Origin of the sequence: Paenibacillus sp. 2TAB19, assembly GCF_052115185.1 — a bacterium.
Taxonomy (GTDB): domain Bacteria; phylum Bacillota; class Bacilli; order Paenibacillales; family Paenibacillaceae; genus Pristimantibacillus.
The window spans coordinates 94,146-115,859 of the sequence record NZ_JBFRGE010000009.1 but is presented as its reverse complement, the minus strand read 5'-3'; the positions used below and the strand labels follow the sequence as shown (position 1 = coordinate 115,859).

General features: G+C 50.5%; 19 protein-coding genes. 16 read left to right on the top strand and 3 right to left on the bottom strand.

Features of this window, described 5'->3' with window-relative positions; all coding sequences use genetic code 11:
* Positions 1 to 34: 34 nt before the first annotated feature.
* Positions 35 to 2,269, top strand: a complete 2,235-nt coding sequence (locus AB4Z33_RS06385; RefSeq protein WP_442049118.1) for an MMPL family transporter — start codon at positions 35 to 37, stop codon at positions 2,267 to 2,269.
* 160 nt (positions 2,270 to 2,429) lie between these two features.
* Entirely contained in the window at positions 2,430 to 3,026 is a 597-nt protein-coding gene (locus AB4Z33_RS06380; RefSeq protein ID WP_442049117.1) for a hypothetical protein, read from the top strand.
* Here the strand turns inward: AB4Z33_RS06380 and AB4Z33_RS06375 are convergent.
* On the bottom strand, positions 2,995 to 4,407 hold the full coding sequence (locus tag AB4Z33_RS06375; RefSeq protein WP_442049116.1) for a hypothetical protein: 1,413 nt from the start codon (positions 4,405 to 4,407) through the stop codon (positions 2,995 to 2,997). The genes AB4Z33_RS06380 and AB4Z33_RS06375 overlap by 32 nt on opposite strands.
* Positions 4,408 to 4,573: 166 nt before the next feature.
* Between AB4Z33_RS06375 and AB4Z33_RS06370 the strand changes: the two genes are divergently transcribed.
* Together AB4Z33_RS06370 and AB4Z33_RS06365 are read left to right on the top strand one after the other, a co-directional pair.
* Entirely contained in the window at positions 4,574 to 5,017 is a 444-nt protein-coding gene (locus AB4Z33_RS06370) for a DUF6376 family protein (RefSeq protein WP_442049115.1), read from the top strand.
* Between the two features lie 35 nt (positions 5,018 to 5,052).
* The gene (locus AB4Z33_RS06365; protein WP_442049114.1) at positions 5,053 to 5,322 is read left to right on the top strand and encodes a hypothetical protein; all 270 of its coding nucleotides are present in this window, start codon (positions 5,053 to 5,055) and stop codon (positions 5,320 to 5,322) included.
* A gap of 59 nt (positions 5,323 to 5,381) precedes the next feature.
* On the opposite strand, the gene AB4Z33_RS06360 is transcribed toward AB4Z33_RS06365, so the two are convergent.
* Together AB4Z33_RS06360 and AB4Z33_RS06355 are read right to left on the bottom strand one after the other, a co-directional pair.
* Positions 5,382 to 6,833, bottom strand: a complete 1,452-nt coding sequence (locus tag AB4Z33_RS06360; protein WP_442049113.1) for a SulP family inorganic anion transporter — start codon at positions 6,831 to 6,833, stop codon at positions 5,382 to 5,384.
* Positions 6,834 to 7,072: 239 nt separating this feature from the next.
* A complete protein-coding gene (locus AB4Z33_RS06355; protein ID WP_442049112.1) occupies positions 7,073 to 7,699 on the bottom strand; it encodes a DedA family protein in 627 nt (208 codons plus the stop codon).
* Positions 7,700 to 7,919: 220 nt separating this feature from the next.
* Between AB4Z33_RS06355 and AB4Z33_RS06350 the strand changes: the two genes are divergently transcribed.
* From AB4Z33_RS06350 to AB4Z33_RS06295, 12 genes are all read left to right on the top strand, one after another.
* Complete coding sequence (locus AB4Z33_RS06350; RefSeq protein WP_442049111.1) at positions 7,920 to 8,165, top strand: hypothetical protein; 246 nt, start codon at positions 7,920 to 7,922, stop codon at positions 8,163 to 8,165.
* An 81-nt stretch (positions 8,166 to 8,246) separates the two neighbouring features.
* Positions 8,247 to 9,650 (top strand): MDR family MFS transporter, encoded by a 1,404-nt coding sequence (locus AB4Z33_RS06345; protein ID WP_442049110.1) that lies wholly within the window; start codon positions 8,247 to 8,249, stop codon positions 9,648 to 9,650.
* Between the two features lie 18 nt (positions 9,651 to 9,668).
* Complete coding sequence (locus AB4Z33_RS06340; protein ID WP_442049109.1) at positions 9,669 to 10,628, top strand: serine hydrolase domain-containing protein; 960 nt, start codon at positions 9,669 to 9,671, stop codon at positions 10,626 to 10,628.
* A gap of 293 nt (positions 10,629 to 10,921) precedes the next feature.
* Positions 10,922 to 12,556 carry a PucR family transcriptional regulator gene (locus AB4Z33_RS06335; RefSeq protein WP_442049108.1) on the top strand — a complete coding sequence of 545 codons (1,635 nt, stop codon included), beginning with the start codon at positions 10,922 to 10,924 and terminating at the stop codon, positions 12,554 to 12,556.
* A 13-nt stretch (positions 12,557 to 12,569) separates the two neighbouring features.
* Positions 12,570 to 13,895, top strand: coding sequence for a 5'-deoxyadenosine deaminase (locus AB4Z33_RS06330; protein WP_442049107.1), 1,326 nt, complete (start codon positions 12,570 to 12,572; stop codon positions 13,893 to 13,895).
* 55 nt (positions 13,896 to 13,950) lie between these two features.
* A complete protein-coding gene (locus AB4Z33_RS06325) occupies positions 13,951 to 15,060 on the top strand; it encodes an XdhC family protein (protein ID WP_442049106.1) in 1,110 nt (369 codons plus the stop codon).
* The gene (locus AB4Z33_RS06320; RefSeq protein ID WP_442049105.1) at positions 14,972 to 15,613 is read left to right on the top strand and encodes a nucleotidyltransferase family protein; all 642 of its coding nucleotides are present in this window, start codon (positions 14,972 to 14,974) and stop codon (positions 15,611 to 15,613) included. Before AB4Z33_RS06325 ends, AB4Z33_RS06320 begins: the two co-directional genes overlap by 89 nt.
* 195 nt (positions 15,614 to 15,808) lie before the next feature.
* Positions 15,809 to 16,978: a BMP family ABC transporter substrate-binding protein gene (locus AB4Z33_RS06315; protein ID WP_442049104.1), complete on the top strand. Its 1,170-nt coding sequence runs from the start codon at positions 15,809 to 15,811 to the stop codon at positions 16,976 to 16,978.
* Between the two features lie 141 nt (positions 16,979 to 17,119).
* The gene (locus AB4Z33_RS06310) at positions 17,120 to 18,667 is read left to right on the top strand and encodes an ABC transporter ATP-binding protein (protein WP_442049103.1); all 1,548 of its coding nucleotides are present in this window, start codon (positions 17,120 to 17,122) and stop codon (positions 18,665 to 18,667) included.
* The gene (locus AB4Z33_RS06305) at positions 18,664 to 19,800 is read left to right on the top strand and encodes an ABC transporter permease (RefSeq protein WP_442049102.1); all 1,137 of its coding nucleotides are present in this window, start codon (positions 18,664 to 18,666) and stop codon (positions 19,798 to 19,800) included. Before AB4Z33_RS06310 ends, AB4Z33_RS06305 begins: the two co-directional genes overlap by 4 nt.
* Positions 19,801 to 19,815: 15 nt before the next feature.
* Complete coding sequence (locus AB4Z33_RS06300) at positions 19,816 to 20,745, top strand: ABC transporter permease (RefSeq protein WP_442049101.1); 930 nt, start codon at positions 19,816 to 19,818, stop codon at positions 20,743 to 20,745.
* A 21-nt stretch (positions 20,746 to 20,766) separates the two neighbouring features.
* Positions 20,767 to 21,711 carry an FAD binding domain-containing protein gene (locus AB4Z33_RS06295; RefSeq protein ID WP_442049100.1) on the top strand — a complete coding sequence of 315 codons (945 nt, stop codon included), beginning with the start codon at positions 20,767 to 20,769 and terminating at the stop codon, positions 21,709 to 21,711.
* Positions 21,712 to 21,714: the final 3 nt, after the last annotated feature.

The window sequence follows — 21,714 nt, the reverse complement described above, 5'->3', positions numbered from 1 at the left end:
ATTTGAATGTAGATGTGAAATGGAGGATGGAGTCATGATTGAGAAAATAGGCGCAATCGTTGCCGGGCGCCGTACGAGGTGGATAACGCTCGCGATTTGGATTGTACTTGCGGCCGTACTGACACTTACGCTGCCAGCTGTTGGTGACAAAGAGCAGAACAACGCGCAAAATCTGGAAGACGACAGTCCATCATTACTGGCTGATCGGCTTATTAAAGAGAAGTTCCCTAACGCCTCCGGCGTGCCTGCTCTTATTGTATGGCATCGCGAAGGCGGATTAACGAATGACGATTTAACTTACATTGGGCAAACCTCCCAAGCTTTAACGGATCATCCGCTTGAAGCGCAAGGCGAGCTTATTCCGCTCCACACGATGCCGCTGCCGGCATTGCAGCAATTCGTATCCGAGGATCAAACGACTTTCGTGCAGCCGGTCTCGTTCGCCGAGCAGACAGAAACGGAAGTGCTGAAAGAAAACTTGGAAGAAATCAAGACGATTATTCGCGACGTTTCGGGCCAAGACCCGTTCGCTGCATCGATCGACGATCCCGGGCAGCTTACGGTTCGCCTTAGCGGACCGGTAGGCATATCGGTAGACGCCACGGACTTGTTCAAGGGCGCAGACGTATCGTTGATGATCGCTACCGTATTGCTCGTCCTCATCCTATTGCTGCTCATCTACCGGTCGCCGATTCTAGCTATTATCCCGCTTGTCGGCGTTGGATTCGCTTATTTGGTAACAAGCCCGTTGCTCGGCTGGATGGCAGGCGAAGGATATATCACGGTTGACGCGCAAGCGATCTCTATAATGACCGTACTCCTGTTCGGGGCAGGCACAGATTATTGTTTATTCCTCATTTCGCATTACCGTCAGGAGTTGACGCGCGAGAAGGATAAGGGGCTGGCATTGAAGCGTGCCTTCAAGGATGCGTCCGGCGCTATAGCAATGAGCGGTTTCACGGTCGTCTTGTCCCTGTTCGCGCTACTGGCTGCCAGGTACGGCGCTTATGACCGCTTTGCGGTTCCGTTCAGCTTATCGATTCTCATTATGGGCATCGCCAGCTTGACGCTAGTACCCGCGCTGCTCGCGATTTTCGGCCGCGCTTCCTTCTATCCGTTCGTTCCGCGCACCGAGGAGGAGCATCAAGCTCGCGCTGCAAGACGCGGCAAAACTTACATCAAGCCGGATGCAAATAAGAAGCTTGGCATGAAGGTCGGCAAGCTCGTCGTCACGAAGCCGTGGACAGTCGTCCTCGTATGTATTATTTTGCTTGGCGCGTTAGCAACGTTCTCGACTCAGATCAAGTATACGTATGATTTGCTGTCATCTTTTCCAAAGGATATGCAATCGAGGGAAGGCTTCGACGTCATCTCCGCTTCGTTCACGCCAGGCGATCTTGCTCCCGTCACCGTAGTCGTGAATACGGATGGCAAGCAGGTCGATGTCGCTTCCAAGCTGCAGTCGCTTGAGCATATCGATCATGTTGCAGAGCCGCAGGTTAGTTCGGAAGATCCGAATCTGCTTGCCTACTCGGTGGTGCTCGATATTAATCCGTATTCGCAAGAAGCGATGGCGCTCATTCCGGCCATCAAGGAAGCGGCAAGCGATGCTCTTTCCGATGCCAGTATTGGGGATTCKGGCGAAAAAGTATGGGTCGGCGGTCAGACGGCTGCCCAGCATGATTCGAAGGTGCTGACCGATCGTGATAACACGGTTATCATCCCGCTTGTGACGATCCTAATCATGATTTTGCTCCTGATCTACTTACGCTCTATAACCGCAACGCTATATCTGATTGCTACAGTACTCCTATCCTATGGAGCGGCATTAGGTCTCGGGTGGATCATCTTGCATTATTTCATGGGCGTCGACGCCATACAAGGCGCAATTCCGCTATACGCCTTCGTATTCCTTATCGCGCTTGGCGAGGATTACAATATCTTCATGATCTCGAGCATTTGGCAGAAGCGCAAGATAATGCCGCTTAAGCAAGCGATTCAAGAAGGGGTTGGCGAGACAKGGGGCGTTATTACTTCGGCTGGCCTCATACTGGCTGCAACGTTCGCTGTTCTTGCGACGCTTCCGATTCAAGTGCTTGTCCAATTTGGACTGATCACTGCAATCGGTGTGCTCATGGATACGTTCATCGTTCGTCCGTTCCTTGTTCCCGCAATTACGGTGTTGCTTGGCAAAAAAGCATTTTGGCCGGGTAAAGCAGAACTGATCGAAGAGCCGAAGACAAAATCGGCTGCGGCAACACGTCCATAAAACATATTGATGCCTCGGCAGACATTTGGTGTCGCCGGGGCATTTTCTTTTGCCAAATTCCCACTAAGAAATAGGAGCACTTGAAACAATTTTCCATACTCAAACGTTATATAGGGAATAGAGAATTGGTTTAGAGACACTAGAAAACGGGGGAGTAAAGATGAAGAGAACAAAATGGGTTTGGTTGATGTTGGTAGCAGCAATGCTTGTATCCGGCGGATTATTGTCCGCTCCGCAGATGACGTATGCCTGTTCATGCGCGGAAATTGGTGATGTAAGGGCCGCAAGTGACCGTAATGATGCCGTGTTTGAAGGAACAGCTGTGTCGGTTAAGCAATCCGGCTTGCCGTTGTTCCAATCGTCTGCAGATGCTGTCAAAACAAATTTTCATGTCAACGAGGTATGGAAAGGACTTGTAACATCCAATATTGCGGTCGTATCCGCTAACGGCAGCGATAGCTGCGGATTCGAATTCAAGAGCGGGCAGCGGTACGTCGTATATGCCCGCGATACGGGCAAATCATTGGAGGTAAGCTTATGCAGTCGAACAGCGCTGTACAGTGATGCAGGTGATGACTTAGCTGCGCTGGGCAAAGGCTCTATACCGCCAGTACCTCAGAATGGGCTTAATAACGAAGGAAGCAGCAGCTATATGATCCCGCTCATACTGCTGCTGCTCACTATAGGGACGATAGCTTTACTATACGTTAGGAAGAAGAAACGACTTAAATCAAGAACATCGCAACAATCGTCGTAACGGTAAGTCCGAGCAGTACCGGCTTTAAGTTGCGGCGAGCGAGCTCGAAGGGGCTTACGCCGCAGATGGCCGCTGCCGGAATGAGCGCCCAAGGAATGATCGTACCGCCGCCGACCCAGATGGCGGCGACTTGCCCAAGCGCGGTCAGAGTCGCTAGACCTGATCCGATCGCGTGGCCGAACAGCTGGGCGATAGAGCCGGCAAGCGAAATGCCGGAGAAGCCTGAGCCGTCGAGTCCGGTAATCGCGCCAACGACAGTCAACGTTACAGATCCCACTGCGCCATTAACGGGCATGACGTGCGCGAGAGCAAGGCCAAGGTCATTGACGATGCCTAGAGAGCCGTCAGGCAGCTTCTCGCCGAACAAGGACAGGAAGCCCGAATCGCCAAGATAGAAGAATGCGGCAATCGGAATGACAGGGCCGAATACCTTGAAGCCGAACAAGAAACCTTCTATTAAATAGCTGGTCGTCTTCTCAAGCCCTTTGCCACGATGCGACAGCATCGTGATCAGCAGCATGATCAGGATGGAGGTGCCGCCGATCAGCGCAGTAGCTTCACCGCCTTGGAGATCTAACAGGAACATCGTTATGACATCAATCGCGAACAAAACGGGAATAAGGACAGCGAGCACTTGCTTCGTACGCAGCGACAGACTGGCAGCCCCTTCGGCCTGGTCCTTGCTGTCTGCCTTGATCTCCTCCGGTGTCGCGGCGACAAGCCCGTCATTCCACTTGCCGAGCCGCTGATCGCGACGCATCATCCAATAGGCTGCAACGGTCGTCACGACGCCCATTACGATAACAAGCGGTATGCTCGCCTGCATCACTTCGCTGACTGGCAATCCTGCAGCGTCAGCTGTCAGCTTAGGCGCGCCTTGAATAATATAGTCGCCTGACAAGGCAATACCATGCCCGAACAGGTTCATAGCTACGGCAGCGCCGAGAGCCGGCAATCCGACGCGAATGGCGACTGGCAGAAGCACTGCCCCAACCAACGCGACGGCTGGTGACGGCCAGAAAAACCATGACGTCACCATCATGATGATGCCGATTCCCCAGAAAGCAAGCGCCGGCGTTTTCATGAACCAAGTGAATGGCGAGATCATGATCTCATTTATTCCGGTGCGTATAAGCACGCGGCTCATGGCAACGATGATAGATATGATGAGTATCGTGCCTATTAATTCTTTGATGGCAAAAATAAAGCTATCGAAAATACCGCTTACCGAGCCGCTTGCCGATGTGGTTGCAAGCAAACCGATGCCGAGTATGCCCGCGATACAGATTAACGTCGTATCGCGTCTCATTAGCATGAATCCAATAATGGCGACTATGAAGCCTAGATATACCCAGTGCAGCGCCGTTAATTGAATAACCATCCAAACCACCCTCTCATGGGATACACGAAACCGAGCTGTGCCGGAATCGTATTGTAATGTATGCAAGGGGCTGGATAGGCGTTCATCATGAATCTCCTATACGGTTGCAAGCTGATTAGAGGCTATGCTATTCTACTTAAGCATGGTTATAAGGAGAGGTTTACTGATGATGAGAAGGAGCTTAATGCTGATTGTAGTCGCAGCTATGGTATTTGCCGCTGGATGCGGCATTATCGAGGAAGCAACCCAAACCGTCAATTTCGCCGCAGAAACAACGACCTATTTGCAGTCGATTACGAACTTCGGACAAAACATRCAGACAATGGCAGAACAAGCAGTGAACGATTTGAATGCAAGAACCGATCTGAAGGAGCAATTGCTGGCGCTCAAGCAGCAGATCAAGGAATACGGGGCATTGACCGTTCCGGATTATGCGAAGGATCTGCATCAGTCGATTACCGAATATAATGCGCAATTGAATCTGAGCATCGATAAGGCGCTGACGAATATCGAGCAAGGCCGGGCAGCGTTCGAAGCGACAGGAATTCCTGATACGATTAATAAGATCAATGAACTGCTCAATCAATTAAATCAACTAACACCGCAATAATGACAGTTACAATGCCGAGAGGAAGACATTTGAACATGCAAATTACGATTTTGAACGCGGAGATGACGTACTCGAAGGAAGATGGGTATGTCGGCAAAGTACAGTTTGAAGCAGAAGGGCATAGCAATCAATACGAGATCACTCTTGCGAGCAAGCGCGGTACTAGAGATTGGGGCTACGGGTTGTTCTTCCTTCATGAATCGGGCAAGGAAGAAGAGCTTCTGGCCTTGGAGGATCAGCTTGAGGAAGACGATGAGCTGTTCGACCTGCTAGTCGATACGGCAAAGGCGAAGCTGGAAAAATAATGATAATAAAAAACGCGTGCACTCTGAAATCTTGATATCAGAGTGCACGCTTTTTTTATTTAATGATCACTTGATGAGGTTAAGCCCGTCCTATGAATGATCGTTTGGCTTTCTTCGTTAAGTCCGATAAACGATACTTGCTTTCCCAGCAGCTCATACTTTGCTTTCACCTTCGTCATCGCGGTTACGGCTGATTGGTCCCAAACATGCGAGCCGCTGAAGTCCAGCACAATCGCTTGCGGGTCATTCATGTAATCGAATAGGTTGACGAAGCTGGTCGTCGTACCGAAAAACAACTGACCGCGGAGCGTGTATGTCTTAACGTTCGCTCCATCCAATTTGACTGATGCTTTAATCTTAGCGATCTTCCAGGCGAAGAACAGGGCGCTAAGCACAACGCCGGCCATAACGCCTTTGGACAGATCATGTGTCACTAATACGATAATGACGGTCACGATCATAGTGAACGCATCCGTTCGCGGTGCACGATGAAGATGAAGCACCGACTTCCAATCGAAAGTGCTGATCGCTACCATGATCATGACGCCGACAAGGGCTGCCATTGGGATCGCGCGAACCATATCACTAAGCGCGAGAATGAGGAACAGCAGGAATGCCCCGGCAACAAGCGTTGACAGCCTTGTCCGACCGCCGGATTTCATGTTGACGACCGATTGCCCGATTAATGCGCAGCCTGCCATGCCCCCGAAGAAACCTGTGACGATATTCGCAATCCCTTGTCCTCTTACTTCACGGTTTTTATTACTGGTCGTATCCGTGATCTCATCGATAACCGAAGCCGTTAATAATGACTCAAGAATGCCGACAATGGCTAACGAGAACGAATATGGGAATAGGATGGCTAACGTATCGAAGGAGAGTAGGACGTCAGGCAAATGAAAGAACGGCATGACGCTCTCGATTTTGCCCATATCGCCAACGGTCTTCAGATCTGCGCCTATCGCAATCGCGATCAACGATACGATAATGATCGCCGCAAGCGGCGACGGAATGGCTTTCGTATACTTCGGTAAAATATAAATGATGAGCAGCGTCAAGCCGACGAGCGCGTACATGATCCAGCTTGCGCCTACAAAGTGAACGAGCTGCGTCGTAAATATAAGAATGCCTAATGCGTTCACGAATCCGAGCATGACGGAATGCGGAACGAACTGAATGAAGCGGCCAAGCTTAAGCGCACCCATGATGAACTGCAGCACACCTGCTAATATGGTTGCGGCGAACATATACTCGATGCCATGCTTATCAACAAGGCTAACCATAATAAGCGCCATTGCGCCAGTCGCTGCTGAGATCATGCCGGGACGGCCGCCTGCGAAAGCCGTAATAACGGCAATGCAGAACGATGCGTAAATACCGACCATCGGATCGACGCCAACCATAAGAGAGAAGGCGATCGACTCTGGAATAAGTGCGAGAGCGACTGTAATACCGGATAAAATATCGTTGCGGGTATTGGAAAACCAGGTTTGTCTAAGGTTGAAAAGCAAAACAAATATACCTCCTAGGAAAATGATAGGACTTTCCACTTTCAGAAAAGTCGGGGCCGATGTGCACTAATCGTTATTATACTTGATCGCATGAGTAGGAATCTTTGATCGCGATCATCAAATAAGCGCTTACATTAGACTAAATCTCCCTAATCCTTCTCTTTGCTTCGTAATAGGCAACAATTAAAAAAAGCATCGCTTATTTGCGATGCTTCTCCTGTGTACCACGATGTTCATGCTCACATCGTACGTTCGACGTTCTCTTTGCTCATTCTGCGCTGCTTCGTAATCCGGAATCCAAGGTAGACAGCTGCGGCTGCCGCAAGCGCAATAACAATCCATATACCATATTGATAAATCGCATTGGCGATATTTTGGACTTGCTCGCCGACTAAAGTGCCGATAATGAAATAAATGAGCGTCCAGACAAACGCCGAAGGATAAGCGAACAAGATGAAACGTTTGAACGGCATTTTGTTAATACCCATTACGTAAGGCGTCACATGTCTTAGGAATGGCAGACAGAGGCTTAGACTGATTGCATAACCGCCGTACTTGCCGCTCAGCTCTTCCGCTCGCGTAACGAAGCGATTAATATTTTTTTTGCTGCTGAACCAGTTGGACAACCGGCTGCCGGCGAACCTTCCGATACTATAACCGAAGCTCATCGCGGAGCATATGCCAAGGCAAGTCATAATAAAGGCTGGAATCGGAGAAAGGACTCCGGAAGCTGCTAATGCGCCGCCGGTCATAACAACCGCCTCGTTCGGAATAGGCAGTCCGATTAGTCCAAGACATAATACAAGAAATAAGGCCGCATAGCCAACCTGTTCAATAATTGATAATAATAAGTCATAGGCACCCATTATAAACGCATCCTATCGTTCATATATTTGTTCCAAATAATTACATCCGAATTATTCATCTAACCGTTAGCTTATCATAATGACTCATGAATGGATACCTATTATACGTTGGCAATAGAGGCAGGATTCAACTTTAACCTTTTCGTAACTAATTCCTTTCAAGACTGAGCTACAATAGTTGCAGAAGATTTTGGCAATAGGTCGAAAGGCGGCTGTTAGGATGCTTGGTTTTGAGCAAAAGGTTGAATATTTACGGCGATACGAGACGCTCGTATTTACGATATGCATCAAGCTGCTCGCTGATGAGCTTGCAGCATGCAAGGCAGCGGAGCTGCTGATGTGCCGCTTATTCCGCGATACAGGCTTCTGGGCGGCTTGCGAAGCGGAACGGGGCGATTATTTGGTAAAGGCAACGAAAGCGGAATGTCTGCGCTTCTGGAGAGAGAACCTTCTGCAAACTTCGTAATGACCATTCATATTTACGCACGGTAAAGAACAGAATAGATTATAGTATAGAGAGACGACTGGTAGAAGGAAAGGGTGAAGCATGCAAGCACAACAAAATCGAAAGCAAGTGACGATCGCTTTGTTCGTCGCTACTTTCCTTGCCGCAATTGAAGGAACGATTGTCAGTACCGCAATGCCAAGCATTACAAGCGAGCTTGAAGGGATTAGGCAGTATAGCTGGATTATTTCTATTTATTTGCTGGCAACGGTTATTACAACTCCGGTATACGGCAAGCTATCCGATCTATATGGACGCAAAAAGATTTTTATAATTGGAGCGCTTATTTTTCTAGCCGGCTCCATGCTGTCGGGCGTGGCGCAATCGATGAACCAGCTCATTTGGTTTCGCGCGCTGCAAGGACTTGGCGCCGGGGCGTTAACGACGATACCCTATACGATTATAGGCGATCTGTACCCGTATGAGATGCGGGCCAAGGTACAGGGCTGGATGTCCAGCGTATGGGGAATAGCAGGCATATCGGGACCTTTGCTTGGCGGATTGCTCGTTGATTACGTCTCTTGGAGAGCGATCTTCTACATGAACTTGCCGTTTGGTATCGCAGCGATTTATTTGCTTTCTGCAGCGCTTCGCGAATCATTCGTAAAGAAGAGACGCCATATCGATTACATAGGCATTGTATTATTCACGATTGGCATGTTCGCCTTCCTATATGGGATGACGCTGCTGCGCGATCAAGATGCAAACGGCATTTCCACGCTTGCTATCGGCATGCTGTTCGCAGCTTCGGTTGTGTTCCTGGCTTTATTYGTTGCGGCATCAAGAAGGTCGCCAGAGCCGATTATTCCCTTCGAATTGTTCAGAAGCCGCATTATTAGCGTTGCGAACTTGGCTGGCTTTCTAATTTGCGTTGTAAACGTCGTTATTATTTTTTATTTGCCGTTATGGATTCAAGGGGTATATAACAAGCCGGCAACTTATTCGGGATTAGTTATGATTCCGCTTTCTATTGCTTGGCCGCTAGGTGCTATATTGGCAGGCAATTGGATTGCAAAGCTAGGTGTCCGCCTCATTACGGTTACAGGTGCTATCTTGTTGCTTATAAGCGGGATTGGCCTGGCGTTGATGAACGCGGAGACGCCGTTCTTTTGGTTCATCGTTTACACGCTGTTGTCAGGCTTGTCATTCGGTTTGTCGCTGACTTCGTTGACCGTTACCGTATCTTCTGCCGTCGGGTGGGAGCTGCGCGGCTCGGCGGTTGCCAGCAATAATTTCATACGTACGCTAGGTCAGACGATTGGCATTACCGTATTCGGCATGCTTCTTAATACCGGCAGTACGAATAGCATCGATGCCCATCTTCTTGAAAGCAGCCTGCATACGATCTTTATTTGGGTAGCACTAATTTCGGTTGTTATATTGCTTGTCTCGACGGTATTGCCTAATCGACAATCGGCCGCAGAGCAGCAAAGCAGCGTTTCGTAGAGGAGAGTCTGAAGCAGCATGAGCATGAAATTACATAGCAGGCTTGAGTCGTTGGACGATCAGCTTCGCGCTTGGAAAATGAATACGGTCATCGTTCTTCATAACGGCGAGGCAGCAGCGGAATGGTATGAGCACGGAACGGATACAATGGGCAGTCTCTATTCATGTACCAAGAGCGTATTGTCATGTTTGATTGGCATGGCCATTGATGAAGGTCAGATTGGCAGTGTTGACGATCCAATCGCAGATTATTTGGACCATCCAGCTGCGGCGCGATTGGCGGCTTCAAGCGAGGCGGCAATACGGATTAAGCATCTGCTGTCGATGACGCCGGGATTTCAGTGGCCGGACTTCGATAAGCCGTACCGGGCTTTGCGGGCAGCCAGTGATCCGATCGGGTTTGTGCTGGAGAAAGCGATCATTTCGCCGCCTGGACAAGCCTATACTTACAATTCGGGGGCATCGCATCTGTTATCAGCCATATTAACGAAGGCTGTTGGCGTGCCTGCGTTGGATTATGCAAGCAGGAAGCTATTCCAACCGCTTGGGTTCCGCAAGGCGAGATGGACCGAGAGGGATGGAATCAATGAAGGCGGCACCGGACTAAGCTTATTTGGCATGGATTTGGCGAAGTTCGGTCTGTTGTATAAGCTAGGAGGCGTCTGGGAAGGAGAGAGGCTGCTGTCATCCGAGTGGATTGATCTCTCCACTAAGATGCATCATCGCGGTCTGCTGCATTACGAGCCGCCGATTTACGGAGAATACGGTTATCATTGGTGGCGCACTCCGGCAAGCCATAACGGAAACACGGATTGTTACTTTGCTTTTGGACACGGCGGACAATATTTGCTCGTCGCACCCGAACAAGAGCTCATTATCGTCATACGCAAAACGGTCACGAAGCGGAATGATGCCGATCTGTCGAGGCGACTCATCTTCGAGGAGCTGCTGCCTATGTTCAGCTCGATTGCTCAATAACGCGCGTAATAGAAAGGGCTTCGACTTCGGTCGAAGTCCTTTTCTATTTCTACGGCTGATCCATCGTCGGCTTCAAAATCGATCCTCATTTGGTGTAATATATGCGTGAGGTAAATCCGTCGCTTTGTCTCGATATGACCTGATTCCTAATGAAATGTATTGCCATAAGCCAAATCCTAATATATTATGTTAGATAAACTAACATAAATGCTTACGTTTTGCTTGAAAGATGGGATGCTTGAACAGGTGATAGGGAGCAGCAATCATTCGAGAGCGGGGTGTGTCGATTGCATATGACCGTCGAGCAAGCTTTATCGGTGTATCCGTTATCGGAAGGGAAACTGATTGCCGGTATCAAAGGGAAGGATAAAATTATTACATCCGTCAATGTGATGGATGCGCCCGATATTACGGATTGGATTAAGGAAGGCGAGATGCTGCTGACTACTGCGTATCTCATCAAGGATCATCCGGAGGACGCTTGTCAATTGCTGCGAACGCTGCATGAACGCGGATCGGCGGCGCTTGGCATTAAGCTGGGGAGATTCTGGACGGAGGTGCCGCAGCAGTTGATCGACCAAGCGAACGAGCTTGGATTTCCGATTATCGAGCTGCCATACCCGTTCACCTTCTCAKACCAAATGAATGGATTGTTCCGGGCAGAGATGAAGCGAAGCACCGGTGTACTGACCGATGTCGTTAATAAACAAATCCAATTGATGCGATTCGCGTTGAAGCCGAATCCGATTCAACAAATGTTCGACTCGATTGCCGAAGTAGTGGAAATTCCGCTTGCCGTGGTTGGATCGCGCGGACAGATTGTTTATAACGGCACTATATTGTCTGCCGAAGAGATCGCATGCGGGATGCAGGGGCAACGAGCAGAGGGATGGATCTCCTGCAAGCAGGTCGAGGCGCTTCGCATTCCGCTCATCAAGCATACGCCTGATTCCGGTTGCGTGTTGTTCTTCCAATCGGAGCTGCTTGTAACGCCAATTGAGGAAGGTTTATATTATCAAGCCGCTGAGCTGATTGCCTATCATATGAATTTTAGCTATGAGGATTATTTCGAACTATCGGTGCAGAAGGATTTCGGACTGCTTATCAAACGGTTTCTATTGAACGGCCTTCCTGTCGAGACAATAGAAGAGTATGCGGAGCGCTTCGAGATCGATCTGTTCCGCCCGTGGTATCGCTGTGTGCTAACGGATTTCAGTGGGCTGATCCATAAGGAGCTGCGGACGGAGAAGCTGGAGCTGCTGAAGTCGGAATATCTGTGTAATTCGAGTATTCAACAATTAAAGGGCACTCATATCGTAATGGAAGAAGGACTGCTGTCGGTGTTTCCTGCCGACGCGGACAATGGCGATGAAGCAATCGCTTCGGCGCTTGCTCCATTTTTTGCTTCGGTGAAAACGAAAGGCGGCTATGAGATCAGAGCCTCTATTAGCAGTGCGAAGAAACGTGCTAACCAGCTTGCCGAAGCGTTCGAGGAATGCAAAGAGACGAATCGCCTATCAGCGGAATGGGGCGGCGGCAGCCGAATCTTGAGCTACGAGACAATGGATCTCGCGCTTATCTTCGAGCATGTGACCAAAGAACGAATGGAGACGTTCTGCAAGCGCTGGTTGGGTTCGTTGTTGAACAAAGAACCGGAATACGCCTCCGAGATGCTGCGCACGCTTGAAGCCTACTTGGAAAACGACGGACAATTAAATGAGACGGCCAAAAAGCTGTTCATTCATCGCAACACTGCGACATACCGTATTGAGAAGATAAGCGAGCTGCTGGAAGTTGATTTGAAGAAGATGAATGATTTTATGCGTCTGAAAATTGCGTTTATTTTTCGCCGTATGCTTCATAACCAGCCTTTCGCAACGAGCGGCAGCGTTCAAGTCAAAGAGACGCTGCGTGTCGGAAAGCAATAAAGGAGAGATAGCCGTGGCTACAATATGGATTCGCAATGCCGTTATTATGACAATGAACGAACAGCATGACATTGTAGAAGGCGATCTTTTAATAGAAGGAAATGTAATAAAGCAAGTAGGCGGCGTCATCGACGCCCCGCATGCAGACCGAATAATCGATGCGGGCGGTAAAGTGCTGCTGCCGGGGTTTATTCAGACGCACATCCATCTATGCCAAACGTTGTTCCGCGGACGTGCGGATGATCTTGCTTTAATTGATTGGTTGAAGGAGAAAATATGGCCGCTTGAAGCGGCGCATAGCGAGGATTCTGTATACTACTCAGCCATGTTAGGCATCGGCGAACTCATTCGAAGCGGAACGACGACGATTCTAGATATGGAGACGGTTCATTATACGGAATCTGCGTTCCAAGCTATTATGGAAAGCGGTATACGAGCGGTATCCGGCAAGGTAATGATGGATCATGGCTCGGAAGTGCCGCTGCCGCTGCAAGAGAATACTGCCAAGTCGCTGCAGGATAGCGTCGATCTGCTCGAAAAGTGGCACGGCGCTGCGAATGGGCGAATACAGTATGCGTTCTGTCCGCGTTTTGTCGTCTCGTGCACGGAAGAGCTGCTTGTGGGTGTTCGTGACTTGTCTGCTCAATACGGTGTTATGGTTCATACTCATGCATCGGAAAATTTAGGGGAGATCGAGATGGTGGAGGCAGAACGCGGCATGCGCAATGTCGTCTATCTTGACCATATCGGTCTGGCGCGTCCTAATCTGATTCTCGCTCATAGTATATGGCTGGATGAAGAAGAGAAACGCATTATTCGCGATCGCGGCGTCAAAGTGACGCATTGCCCGGGCTCGAACTTGAAGCTGTCATCAGGTATTGCCGAAGTTCCGCTGCTCCTTGAGCAAGGAATTGCTGTAGGTCTTGGCGCAGACGGAGCGCCGTGCAACAACAACCTTGATATGTTTCAGGAAATGCGGCTGACTGCTTATATTCAAAAGGTGAAACATGGTCCGACGGTCATGAATGCGAGACAAGTGTTGCGGCTCGCAACGATCGGCGGAGCGCGAGTGCTTGGTATGGAGGAGAAGATCGGCAGCATTGAGGTCGGCAAGCTTGCCGATATACAGCTGCTTGATCTAGAGGACTTCCACGTCTATCCATCATTCGATGCGGATTGGTATTCCCGCGTTGTCTATGCGGCGACTAGAGGCGATGTCGATACGGTCATTATTGACGGTCAAGTGGTGATGGAACAGAAGCTTGTGAGGACGATTGACAAAACGGTCGTACTGAAGGAAGCGGATCAATCGCTTCGCCGTCTTATCGCTAGATTATAATCGTCTATCCATGAAGATACGGACAAATGGTCCGCTAGAATAGGAGGAACGGCATATGGATGTGCATCGGCTATTGCAATCGATTGTGGATAGCGAAGAACCGTCCGTGCTCGCTACGATTATCGATGTGAATGGACATTCCTATCGTAAGCCAGGCGCATGTATGCTGTTCAAGCTTGACGGTGAGCAGATTGGCACCATAAGCCCGGGGTGTCTAGAGCATGATTTGCTCGAACGCACAGAACGKGTATGGTTGTCGGGCGAAGGTCAATTCGAGATTGCGCAATATAATATGAACCCTGAAGAGGATGCGATATGGGGAGAAGCGCTCGGCTGCGGAGGCGAGATAAGGGTACTGCTGGAGCCGGTAACGGGCCTGCTGCGTGAGCTGCTAATAGAAGCTGCTGCCATTGTTGGCGGCGGACGAAGCGTAACCTTGGAGCGGCGGTTGGTTCATTCGGATATCACGTACCGTATTCGAGAGCGTGTGAATGATACCGCCGAGCCTATCCGCTTCACAGAGATTGATAATGTGCCTGATCGATTATTCTTTACCATCAGACCGCGGCCAAGGCTCGTATTGTTCGGTGCAGGCAAGGATGCTGAGGCTATTTATTCAATAGCTAGAAATGTCGGCTTTCAGCTTGTTATAGCAGACTGGAGAGCCGGTATATGCACGAATGAACGTTTCCCGGAGGCGCTGATTGTCATTGGCACTCCAGCGGAGATAGTGGCTGAGCTGGCGATGAGCCGCAATGATTATTTGATTATTTGCAGTCATCAGCTGCAGCAGGATAAAGAGCTGTTAGGGATCGCTCTTCCGCTTGGGTTAGCCTATATCGGTGTCATGGGATCGAAGAAGCGAATACGCATGCTGTTCGAAACCTTCTTGATGCCGTCGAACGTTAGAGCTCCTATCGGCTTATCGATCGGTGCCGACGGACCTTATGAGATTGCGGTGAGCGTTGTTGCGGAGTTAATCGCTGTGCGGGCAGGCCGAACCGAACGCGCGCGGAGAGGGGCGAGAGCTGATGGTCATATCGGCTATTTATTTGGCGGCTGGCCGGAGCAAACGAATGGGACGGCGCAAGCAGGAATTGGAGCTGATGCCGGGGATGACGCTCGGCAGCATGGCTCTTCATGCGCTGCTTCAATGCAGCGTTGAGGAAGTCGTCGTTGTTGTACATCCAAGCGATCCTCTAAATTGGTTGTCTAAGGAGTTTGATGAGAGAGTCTTGGGCCAGCCGTCTCAAGACTCTCCTTCCGTTCGGATTGTAATTAGCGAAAGAGCGGATGACGGAATGGCTTATTCATTGCGAACGGGATTAGAGGCGCTGCCATGGATTCAACCTAATGGGGAGCATGCGTTGCCGGATGCAATCCTTGTTATGCTGGCTGATCAGCCATTTGTTGATAAGACTCATTTAGAGCGGCTTATGGATCGTTATAGCAAGCAGTCTAACTTGGATTACGTTGCAAGCTCATCATGGAATGAAGAGAATGGGACCTATGCGTTGATGCCGCCTGCAATTTTGTCGAAGTCGATGTTTGCGGCTGTAACTAAGCTGGAAGGTGACACGGGGGCGCGTAAATTGTTTGCAGACGCTCGCTATCGCGGAGAAGCTGTATCTGCACGGTCGAATGGAGTGTTGCTAGATGTGGACAATCCAATAGATTTAGAGCTTGCGTTTGCGTTCAATAGGTCCGTCCGACCGTGAGACACCTCTTTTATGTAAGGTAATATAACGCAACACAATTCATTTAGTGCATGACGCACAATGGACAACGTTGTTTTTAGACACCCGACCAATATAATGTCATATATATTGACGTCATCATGACGTGAATATATATTGAAGTTACATCTCGAACAAAGTTGAGAGATGAAAAATAGAGAGTCGGGGTGGAACGCAATGAAGCAACGCAACAGAGTATTGTCCGTAAGCTTGGCCCTCATCTTAACGCTCGTACTCGTATTATCCGGTTGTTCCAGCAATAACAAAAACGATCCGGCAGAAGGCGGTAACAATGGCGCGACGAACGCACCGACCGATAAAGCTTCGGACGGAACTGCGACAGATACGCCTGCAGAGCTTCCTAAAGTTGCTTTCGTCTACATCGGCCCTCCAGGTGATGGCGGATGGACATTCGAACACGATAGAGGCCGCAAGTACATGGAGGAGAAGTTAGGCATCAAAGCGGATACGGTTGAGAACGTGCCGGAGAGCGCGGATGCAGAGAGGATCATAACAGAGCTTGCTCAGAATCACGACATCATCTTTACGACAAGCTTTGGCTACATGGACCCTACGCTGAACGTTGCCAAGAAGTTCCCAGATGTGAAATTTTTGCACGCCGGCGGCTACAAGACGAATGACAACATGAGCACTTACTTCGGCAAAAACTACGATGCCAGCTACCTAAGCGGTATTGCGGCAGGCAAAGTAACGAAGAAGAACTTGATCGGCTATGTAGGCGCGTTCCCGATACCAGAAGTTATCTATAACATTAACGCTTTCACGCTCGGCGTACAAAGCGTGAATCCGGATGCTACGGTGAGCGTCGTATGGACGAACACGTGGTACGATCCAACGACGGAACGTCAAGCGGCAGTCAGCTTGCTGGACAAAGGCGCAGACGTGCTGCTCGCTTATCAGGATTCGCCGGCAACGCTTCAAGCGGCTGCTGAACGAGGCGCAATGGCAGGCGGCAACGACTCCGATATGACACGCTTCGCTCCAGAAGCGTACTTGACCAACCCGATTTGGAACTGGGGTCCGTATTATACGCAGGTCGTACAATCGGTTATCGACGGCACTTGGAAGAGTGAGCAATTCTCCGGATCGCTCTCCGATGGCATGGTCGATCTCGCCCCGATGGGGCCTAGCGTTCCGGATGATGTGAAGAAGCTGGTTGACGAAACGAAAGTGAAATTGACTAGCGGCGAAATGAGCGTATTCAAAGGACCTATCGTTGATCCGACGGGCGCAGTCAAGGTAGAAGAAGGCAAAACGCTGACTCTCGAGGAAATTCTAGTCATGGATTGGTTTGTGAAAGGCGTAGACGGCACGATCCCGAAATAAATAGCAGCTTTGATAGCTTGTATGTTCTTAAATAACAGTCAATCAACAAATCCCTTCCCTAAGGGATTTGTTGATTTATAACCGTATTATTTTCAAGATGAGGCGATTCAAAGGAAAGATTTATTGAGAGGAAGAACGCCTATGGAGTCCATATACTCGGTAGAGATGCAGCAGATTGTGAAGCGGTTCGGCTCGGTCGTAGCCAATGACAACGTCGATTTCTATGCCAAACCCGGCGAGATTCATGCGCTGCTTGGAGAGAATGGAGCAGGCAAAAGTACGATGATGTGCATGCTGTCGGGCGTTTATCGACCTACGAGCGGAGAAATCCTGATCCATGGCGAGAAAGCTCGTATTCGCTCGCCGAAGGACGCGATGAAGCTTGGCGTCGGTATGGTGTTTCAAAACTTCCGTCTCGTGCAGACGCTGACGGCGGCGGAAAATATTATTTTGGGCGAGAAATCGTCGTTTTGGCGCGGGGCGAAGTGGCTGCGCGATAAGCAGGAGGAAATTGAAGGCATTGCAGATCGATTCGGGCTTGCATTCCCGGTTGACCGCCCGATCTGGCAGCTGTCTGTCGGCGAGCAGCAGCGCGTCGAGATCGTGAAGACGCTGTACAGAGGCGCCAGCCTTATTATATTGGATGAACCTACATCCGTATTGACGCCAGGCGAGGCGGAGCAGCTCTTCGAGACGCTGCAGCATATGAAGCGGGAAGGCAAGACTGTTATCCTGACTACGCATAAGCTGAAAGAAGTCATGGCGGTATCCGACCATATTTCGGTTATGCGTAAAGGAAAGATGATCCATTCGATGGCCAAAAGCGAGACGAATGAACGAGATCTCGCGAAGCTGATGGTCGGCAAGGAAATCGGAGAAGCTCGCCCGCTTGCGCCGCGTCAGCCAGGCAAGCCGTTGCTTACGGTTCAACAGGTTGACGTATTCGCCGATCATGGGCGCAAGACGCTTGACGGCTTCACGCTGCATGTGAATGAAGGTGAAATTGTTGGCGTTGCTGGCGTTGCCGGCAACGGGCAGAAGGAGCTGGCCGAGGTATTGACCGGGCTTCGCAGTTGGAAGCGCGGTACGATTCATTTTAATGGAGAAGCATTAAAGAATGGATCGGTCAAAGGAGCCATCGAGGCTGGTATCGCTCATGTGCCGGAGAACCGGATGAAGAGCGGGTTAGCCGGGAGTCTCGGCGTTGTTGATAATCTATTATTCAAGTCATATCGATCGGAGGAACGTTCGCGCTTTGGCTTCTTGCGCACCGGTCACAATCGCGAATGGTCGCAAAGTCTAGTGGAGCAATTCGACGTGAAGACGCCGAACCTGGACACACCGGTCCAGCAGCTCTCGGGAGGCAATCAACAGAAGCTGCTGCTTGCCAGGGAGGTTCACCAGCAGCCGCTGTTGATGGTAGCTGTGCATCCTACACAGGGACTGGACGTCGGCGCGACGGAAGGCGTTCATCGGCTGCTGACCGATATGCGTGGGGAAGGCAAAAGCGTGCTGCTAATATCGGAGGATCTGGATGAGGTTATGCAGCTGTCCGACCGGATATTAGTCATTTACAACGGACAGATCGTTGGCGAGCTTCCTCGCTCGGAAGCGAATCGCGAAACGATTGGCATGTATATGGCCGGACTGCGGGTAGTGGACGCCCAGAAAGAGGAGGCGGCAGTATGAGCGACAAAGCGGCCTTAACTAGCACGAGCGTCGGTACACCTCCACCGGGTAAATCCAGAGCACCGAAGGGCGTGAACCTGTTCGCCTATCGGATCGAGATCGATCCTTCGAAGAAAGGCAACGCCTGGTGGATCCCGTTCGCTTCTGTTCTGCTTGCGTTAATCGCCTGCGGCATCTTCATAGCAGCGAACGGCATGAACCCCATTCCTGTGTACCGCAAAATGTTCACGGGCGCTTTCGGCACCGAATACGGCATCACGGAGACGCTCGTCAAATCTATACCGCTATTGCTTTGCGGTCTCGGCGTTGCGATCGCTTATCGCATATCGGTATGGAATATCGGCGCAGAAGGCCAATTCGCCGCAGGAGCGATGGCGGCTACAGCAGTAACGATCTATATGCCGAACCTGCCGGGCATTCTGATCATTCCTGCGATGATTGTTTTAAGTATCGTCGCTGGCGGAATATGGGGACTGCTGACCGCAATTCCGCGAACGTATTTCCAAGTTAACGAGCTGGTCAGCTCCTTGATGTTAAACTATGTGGCGCTTCTCGCGATGGACTATTTCGTCTTCGGTCCGTGGAAAGATCCGGAAGGAATGAACTTCCCGGGTACGCCGATATTCACAGAGGCGCAGTCGCTGCCTGTACTCGGCGATACGAGACTTCACCTTGGTCTTGTGTTCGGTATAATCGCTGTCATTCTATACTTCCTGTTCATTAAGTACACGAGATGGGGCTACGAGCTTCGTCTGATCGGCGCCAACCCAGAGGCCGCGCGCAATGCGGGCATTCGAATCAGCAGACATATACTGCTCGTTATGCTTATTAGCGGGGGGCTTGCCGGTCTAGCGGGTATGGCAGAAGTGTCAGGTGTCTCGCATAGACTAATGTACGGCATATCGCCTGGTTACGGATATACAGCGATTATCGTTGCTTGGTTAGCCAAGCTGCATCCGGTTGGACTCATTATTTCGTCATTTCTGTTCGGCGGGTTAATTGTCGGCGGCTACAGCGTTCAGACGATAGGACTGCCGTCTTCCATATCGGAAATGCTCCAGGGAGCCATCTTATTTTTCTTAATTGCCGGCGGTACGATCAGCAAGTTCCGAATTCGCAAGAACAGTTACTAGAGGAGCGGATCAGACATGGATATTGTTATACAAATGGTGCTGGCGGCTATCTCTTCCGGTACGCCGCTCCTGTTCGCGACACTCGGAGGCATATTGATTGAACGCTCGGGTATTATCCAGCTTGGAGCTGAAGGTCTCATGCTAATGGGGGCTGTAACAGCTTGCTTGACTTATTTGCATACGGGCAGCTTGACGCTTACGCTGCTTGCAGTCTGCGGCGTCAGTATGGCGCTTGGATTCGTGCATGCATTTCTTAGCGTCTCGCTTCGAACGAATCAGATCGTGAGCGGACTTGCAATGACGTTGTTCGGTGCGGGGCTTAGCGCATACCTGGGCAAGCCGATCAGCGGTCAGCCTGTGAATGGCGCTGTGCCGAAGCTCGATATGCCGTGGCTCGAGTCCATTCCGTTCATTGGTCCCGTGTTCGCGCATCTCGATGTGCTGACTTGGTTCAGCTTCGTCCTTGTTATTGTCCTTCATCTCTACATTCATAAGACATCAGCAGGATTGCATCTGCGAGCGATCGGTGACAATCCGGCAACAGCTGACGTAATGGGCATTCGCGTACAACTGCTTAGATATGCTTATATCGTCGCTGGATCTGCACTTATTGGCTTTGCGGGTGCCGATCTGCTGCTCGTGTACTCGCCAACCTGGACGGAAGGGATGACCTCCGGACGCGGATGGATTGCGGTTGCGCTTATTATTTTTGCACGATGGAATCCGGTTCGGGCATTGTTCTGCGCCTATTTCTTCGGTGCGCTCGATATGCTCGGCTTCCGCATTCAGCTTATTGGCAGTGAAATACCTTCCTATTTCTTGAAAATGATTCCGTATATCGTAACGATTCTTGTACTTATGTACTTGGGATGGCGCAATCGCAACAAACCGTCGGGCTCGCCGGAATCGCTCGGTGCGCCGTATATAAGAGAACAACGATTCTAGCAGTAGCAGGAGGGGAACAGCATGGGTACAAACGCAAACGCACGGGCACAGGGGACCATAAATTCTCCTCTTGTATGGCATCCGCAATCTGCGGCGGATGCATGGCAATTGAAGCAAAATTACGGAGCAGACGCCGTCTATACGGCGGGAGGCACGCTGCTCCGTACGCAATGGGAATCGGGGTTGGCCAAGATGCCTGCCCATCTTATTGACGTCAGCGGAATAAGCGGACAAGCGGAGTCGATTCGAGGGAATGAAGCGGGTATCGCGATCGATGCCTCGACATCGCTGGCTGTATGCAGAAGCCATGAGCTAATCGCGCAGAAGCTGCCGTTGCTTACGGAGGCGATCAAACAGATCGCCGCCCCGTCCGTTCGTCAGCTTGCGACGATTGGCGGCAACATAAGCTCATTAGTCGGCGATTCGTTGCCTGCTCTGCTCGTCTACGATGCGCAGCTACATCTGTTCGGCGGAGCAGGAGAGCACTGGGAGGAGCTGTCCGATTGGCTGGCCGCAATCGAGGAATCAACGCCTTCTACACCAATGAGCGGTCGTCTTCTGCTTGGTATTTCCGTTCCTCAGCATGGTGCAACGGACGTTATGGATTCGAATGCGAAGCACTTCGGCGCTTATTATAAAGTCGGACGCCGCGAGGCGTTCACGCCGTCCGTCGTTACGGCAGCTGTTAGCGGTACGATTAACGCCGCAGGTGTATTGGAGCATTTGAAGCTGGCCGTCGGCGGCGGCCAAACCGTTCCTCGCCGTTTGAAGGAGCTGGAAACTTCCTTTGCGGACTCTGAGCTTAACATTGCTACTCTTAAGCGAATATACGACGGTGTGCTTGATGTCTTCGAGCCAAAAGGCGATCAATTCGCATCTGCGGACTATCGCAAGTCAACAGCCGCTAATTTGATTGTGACGGAGCTGTGGAAATCGGCGGCAGAAGCTGTTAACGGGGGAAGGTGAGGA

Excerpts from the sequence above, each read along its gene's own strand:
- AB4Z33_RS06380 (WP_442049117.1), top strand. The coding sequence starts at position 2,430 with ATGAAGAGAACAAAATGGGTTTGGTTGATGTTGGTAGCAGCAATGCTT.
- AB4Z33_RS06375 (WP_442049116.1), bottom strand. The coding sequence starts at position 4,407 with ATGGTTATTCAATTAACGGCGCTGCACTGGGTATATCTAGGCTTCATA.
- AB4Z33_RS06365 (WP_442049114.1), top strand. The coding sequence starts at position 5,053 with ATGCAAATTACGATTTTGAACGCGGAGATGACGTACTCGAAGGAAGAT.
- AB4Z33_RS06355 (WP_442049112.1), bottom strand. The coding sequence starts at position 7,699 with ATGGGTGCCTATGACTTATTATTATCAATTATTGAACAGGTTGGCTAT.
- AB4Z33_RS06350 (WP_442049111.1), top strand. The coding sequence starts at position 7,920 with ATGCTTGGTTTTGAGCAAAAGGTTGAATATTTACGGCGATACGAGACG.
- AB4Z33_RS06340 (WP_442049109.1), top strand. The coding sequence starts at position 9,669 with ATGAGCATGAAATTACATAGCAGGCTTGAGTCGTTGGACGATCAGCTT.
- AB4Z33_RS06320 (WP_442049105.1), top strand. The coding sequence starts at position 14,972 with ATGGGACGGCGCAAGCAGGAATTGGAGCTGATGCCGGGGATGACGCTC.
- AB4Z33_RS06315 (WP_442049104.1), top strand. The coding sequence starts at position 15,809 with ATGAAGCAACGCAACAGAGTATTGTCCGTAAGCTTGGCCCTCATCTTA.
- AB4Z33_RS06310 (WP_442049103.1), top strand. The coding sequence starts at position 17,120 with ATGGAGTCCATATACTCGGTAGAGATGCAGCAGATTGTGAAGCGGTTC.
- AB4Z33_RS06305 (WP_442049102.1), top strand. The coding sequence starts at position 18,664 with ATGAGCGACAAAGCGGCCTTAACTAGCACGAGCGTCGGTACACCTCCA.
- AB4Z33_RS06300 (WP_442049101.1), top strand. The coding sequence starts at position 19,816 with ATGGATATTGTTATACAAATGGTGCTGGCGGCTATCTCTTCCGGTACG.
- AB4Z33_RS06295 (WP_442049100.1), top strand. The coding sequence starts at position 20,767 with ATGGGTACAAACGCAAACGCACGGGCACAGGGGACCATAAATTCTCCT.